At 42.9% G+C, this 4,407-nt stretch carries 7 protein-coding genes and 1 tRNA gene; all 8 read left to right on the top strand.

What is annotated here, in order from left to right; all coding sequences use genetic code 11:
* The first annotated feature begins 147 nt into the window (after positions 1 to 147).
* The 8 genes from tuf (at position 148) to rplJ (ending at position 4,244) form a co-directional block, all read left to right on the top strand.
* Positions 148 to 1,347 carry an elongation factor Tu gene (tuf, locus tag JHC35_RS08500; RefSeq protein WP_295044209.1) on the top strand — a complete coding sequence of 400 codons (1,200 nt, stop codon included), beginning with the start codon at positions 148 to 150 and terminating at the stop codon, positions 1,345 to 1,347.
* Between the two features lie 39 nt (positions 1,348 to 1,386).
* Positions 1,387 to 1,539: a 50S ribosomal protein L33 gene (gene rpmG, locus JHC35_RS08495; protein ID WP_015654572.1), complete on the top strand. Its 153-nt coding sequence runs from the start codon at positions 1,387 to 1,389 to the stop codon at positions 1,537 to 1,539.
* A gap of 23 nt (positions 1,540 to 1,562) precedes the next feature.
* Positions 1,563 to 1,638: transfer RNA gene (locus JHC35_RS08490), tRNA-Trp, on the top strand.
* Positions 1,639 to 1,703: 65 nt separating this feature from the next.
* Positions 1,704 to 1,889, top strand: coding sequence for a preprotein translocase subunit SecE (gene secE / locus JHC35_RS08485; protein ID WP_295044201.1), 186 nt, complete (start codon positions 1,704 to 1,706; stop codon positions 1,887 to 1,889).
* Between the two features lie 9 nt (positions 1,890 to 1,898).
* Positions 1,899 to 2,429, top strand: a complete 531-nt coding sequence (nusG, locus tag JHC35_RS08480) for a transcription termination/antitermination protein NusG (RefSeq protein ID WP_295044198.1) — start codon at positions 1,899 to 1,901, stop codon at positions 2,427 to 2,429.
* A gap of 21 nt (positions 2,430 to 2,450) precedes the next feature.
* Positions 2,451 to 2,876: a 50S ribosomal protein L11 gene (gene rplK / locus JHC35_RS08475; RefSeq protein WP_294915821.1), complete on the top strand. Its 426-nt coding sequence runs from the start codon at positions 2,451 to 2,453 to the stop codon at positions 2,874 to 2,876.
* Between the two features lie 65 nt (positions 2,877 to 2,941).
* Positions 2,942 to 3,637, top strand: a complete 696-nt coding sequence (gene rplA, locus JHC35_RS08470; protein ID WP_295044196.1) for a 50S ribosomal protein L1 — start codon at positions 2,942 to 2,944, stop codon at positions 3,635 to 3,637.
* A 121-nt stretch (positions 3,638 to 3,758) separates the two neighbouring features.
* Positions 3,759 to 4,244, top strand: coding sequence for a 50S ribosomal protein L10 (gene rplJ / locus JHC35_RS08465; RefSeq protein WP_295044193.1), 486 nt, complete (start codon positions 3,759 to 3,761; stop codon positions 4,242 to 4,244).
* The last annotated feature ends 163 nt before the right edge of the window (positions 4,245 to 4,407 follow it).

Here is a 4,407-nt window from a genome sequence, read left to right as displayed (position 1 = left end):
TCCTTGGTAAGGAAGAGGTCGGCGGTTCAAATCCGCTCGTGAGCTCCAGTAATAAGTTTGTAACAATTTTTTGAAAGCTTGAAAGCTATTTCAGCTGTTTTTTGGTATAATTCCAAATTCATTTTATACATTCAGTCGGAGGACACTATGGCAAAAGAAAAGTTTACGCGTAATAAACCACACGTTAACATCGGTACAATCGGTCACGTTGACCACGGTAAAACTACATTGACTGCTGCAATCACAGCGGTACTTGCGGTAACAAACGGTGCTGCAATGATGGATTACGATCAAATCGATAACGCTCCTGAAGAGCGCGAACGCGGTATTACGATCGCTACTTCACACGTTGAATACGAAACTGACAAACGTCACTATGCGCACGTTGACTGTCCTGGACACGCCGACTATGTTAAAAACATGATTACTGGTGCTGCTCAAATGGACGGCGCGATTCTTGTTGTTTCTGCAGCGGACGGCCCGATGCCACAAACTCGTGAACACATCCTTCTTTCAAAACAAGTTGGTGTTCCATACATCGTTGTTTTCATGAACAAAGAAGACATGGTTGATGATGAAGAACTTCTTGAACTCGTTGAGATGGAAATCCGCGAACTTCTTGATACCTATGATTTCCCGGGTGACGATACTCCAATCGTAGCTGGTTCAGCTCTTCGTGCTCTTGAAGAAGCAAAAACTGGTACTCTTGGTGAATGGTCAGCTAAAATCCAAAAATTGATGGCAGCGGTTGATGAGTACATCCCTGAGCCGGTTCGTGAAACTGATAAAGATTTCTTGATGCCGGTAGAAGACGTTTTCTCAATCTCTGGTCGTGGTACGGTTGTTACTGGTCGTATCGAGCGTGGTACAATCAAAATCGGTGATACTGTCGAGATCGTTGGTATCCGTGATACACAAACAACTACCGTAACGGGTGTTGAAATGTTCCGTAAAGAGATGGAAATGGGTGAAGCGGGCGACAACTGTGGTCTTCTTCTCCGTGGTACGAAAAAAGAAGATGTTGAGCGTGGACAAGTTCTTTGTAAACCAAAATCAATCACTCCTCACACAAAATTTGAGGCAGAGATTTACGTATTGAGCAAAGACGAAGGTGGACGTCATACTCCGTTCTTCAACGGTTACCGCCCACAATTCTATGTTCGTACAACTGACGTAACAGGTGCAATCACCCTTCAAGAAGGTACAGAAATGGTTATGCCAGGTGATAACGTTAAAATTATTGCTGAATTGATCCATCCGATCGCTATGGAAGAGGGTACTCGCTTCGCTATCCGTGAAGGTGGGCGTACTGTCGGTGCTGGGGTTGTTTCTAAAATCCTTGCATAATTTTCCCCAACCCCCGCGGTTGGATTTATAAGGTAAAACATGCGTGAAAATATCCATTTGGCGTGTGAAAAGTGTACACGTCGTAACTATCACACCTCTAAAAACAAAAAAACTCATACTGAAAAATTTTCAGTTCGTAAGTTTTGTAAATTCTGCCGTGAGCATACTGTTCACAAAGAAGCAAAACTGTAAGTTTTCCCCTTCGGGGATTTTATACGTCAGTAGCTCCAATGGTAGAGCGCCGGATTCCAAATCCGACGGCTGGGGGTTCGAGTCCCTCCTGGCGTGCCATATCATTTTTGACTAATGGTGCTTTAGAGCCTTATTCGTCGGAAATGTCCTGAGGATACAAAAATATGAAAAACAAAATGTCTCAAACTATACACAATGCTAAAATGGAACTTGCAAAAGTCATTTTCCCGACCAAACCGCAAGTTAAACAAGCATTTATTGCTGTAGTAGCGGTTGTAACATTTGTCGTATTGTTTTTGGCATTAGTTGATCTTGTTATGTCTTCAACCGTTTCGGCAATTTTGAAATAAGGAAAAAAGATGGCACATCGTTGGTACTCTATTCAAACGTATGCCGGTAGTGAGCGTAGTGTAAAAGCCGCTATCGAAAATATCATTGCCGAAAACAATCTTCAGGATGTTATCACTGAAGTTATCGTTCCGACAGAAGACGTCATTGAAGTCAAAAACGGTAAGAAAAAAATTTCAGAGCGTTCACTCTATTCGGGGTATGTATTCGCGAATATGGATCTCTCTATCGAATTGCAACACCGTATCCAATCCCTGCCACGTGTAGCAGGTTTCATCGGTGAATCAAACAAACCAACACCGTTGAGCGATAACGATATCGCCGTGATCTTGGATCGTGTCACGAACCGTTCGGCTCCGAAACCGAAAGTGTTTTTCGACAACGGTGAGATGGTTCGTATCGTGGACGGTCCGTTCGCAAACTTTACCGGTACAGTGGATGAATACGATTTGGAACACGGCACATTGAAGCTGAACGTTTCTATCTTCGGACGCAGCACTCCGGTCGATATTTCGTACACACAAGTCGAAAAAATTATTTAATCTCAAAAAAAGGAAGCACAAATGGCAAAGAAAATTACTGGCTACATCAAGTTGCAAATTCAAGCCGGCGCCGCTAACCCGGCACCACCGGTAGGTCCTGCTCTTGGTCAACGTGGTGTTAACATCATGGAATTCTGTAAAGCGTTTAACGAGCGTACAAAAGATAAGGCAGGGTTTAAACTCCCGACTGTTATTACTGTATATGCGGATAAAACGTTCTCGTTTATCACCAAACAACCGGCAAATACTGCTTTGATTATGAACAAAATCGGTATCAAAAAAGGCTCAGACAATCCGATGAAGAACAAAGTGGCAAAAATCACTAAAGCTCAAATCATGGAAATTGTTAAGCAAAAAATGCAAGACATGAATACACAAGATGAAGAAGCTGCAGCGCGTACAATTGCCGGTTCAGCTCGTTCTATGGGGATCGACGTCGTCGATTGATCCCAACGCTCTTCGACCGCAAAGAGTTGAATCACTGCGGCAGATTCTAAAATTGGAGAATTCAAATGGCTGGAAAACGCTATAAACAACTAAGTGAAAAAATTGATATGACAAAAAGCTACTCTGTAGCGGATGCGTCAGTATTTGTAAAAGAATTAAAATCTGCAAAATTTGACGAAACCGTTGAAATTGCACTTAATCTTGGTGTTGACCCACGTCACGCTGACCAAATGATCCGTGGTGCCGTAGTGCTTCCTCACGGTACCGGTAAAGTGGTTCGTGTTGCGGTTTTCGCAAAAGGTGCAAAAGTAGACGAAGCTAAAAATGCAGGTGCAGACATCGTTGGTGCAGAAGATTTGGTTGATCAAATCAAATCCGGAAACATCAACTTCGACATCGTCGTTGCTGCTCCTGATTGTATGGGTCTTGTTGGTCAAGTAGGGCGTATCCTAGGACCAAAAGGGATGATGCCTAACCCTAAAACCGGAACGGTAACAGCTGATATCGCAAAAGCGGTTAGCAACGTTAAAGGCGGACAAGTTAACTTCCGTGTTGACAAAAAAGGGAACATCCATGCCGGTATCGGTAAAGTAAGTTTCGATGCTGATAAAATCGCTGAAAACATTAAAGCATTTGTCGGCGCTATCAACCGTGCAAAACCATCAACAGCTAAAGGGCGCTACATTAAAAATGCGGCATTGTCATTGACAATGAGCCCGGCGATCAAGTTCGAAACACAAGAACTTTTGGACATTCGTTGATCGAAACCAAATAGCGGTTTTTCGCTATATTTTATCTTATGGACTGAAGACAGTAGGGGGCTAAGGCCTTAATCAGAAAACTCTGCCCCGCTTGAAGTTGTATGTCTGGAAAGGAGAAACAATGAATAAAGCACAAAAATCTGAGATCGTTAATGCTCTTACTGAAGAGTTTAAATCATCTTCAGCAGTTATCATGTGTGATTACCGTGGTTTGGCCGTATCAGAATTGGAAGAACTACGTAAAATCGCACGTGAAAAAGATGCAAAAGTTCAAGTGGTAAAAAATACCCTTGCTACTATCGCTCTTAATAATGCTGAGATGAGCGGTATCGAAATTAAAGATACTAACATTTTCGTTTGGGGTTCAGATGCGATTGCAGCATCTAAAACTGCAGTTGATTTTGCAAAAGCGAATGAAAAATTTGTTATTCGCACAGCTTACATCGACGGTGCAGTAGCTGACGAGAAAAAAGTTCGTGCATTCGCTACCCTACCGGGACGCGAGGAGTTGCTTGGAATGCTTGCATCTGTATGGATGGGACCGGTTCGCAACTTCACTATCGGACTCGATGCGCTTAAACGCAAAAAAGAAGAAGAAGCGGCGTAATTGCTGCTTCGAAAAACCGCTGATAGCAATATCGGCATAAATTGGGCACACCGCCGAGGTGAACCCAGTGTTAACCTAGCTGATCGGAACGCGTTCTGATAGCGTACAAAAAATTTAAAAAATACCAATAGGAGAATACTATGGCTGTAACTAAAGAAGATGT

Origin of the sequence: Sulfuricurvum sp., assembly GCF_022759005.1 — a bacterium.
Lineage (GTDB): Bacteria > Campylobacterota > Campylobacteria > Campylobacterales > Sulfurimonadaceae > Sulfuricurvum.
Note: the sequence above shows the minus strand (reverse complement) of the source record. Positions and strands in the feature narration are given on the sequence as shown.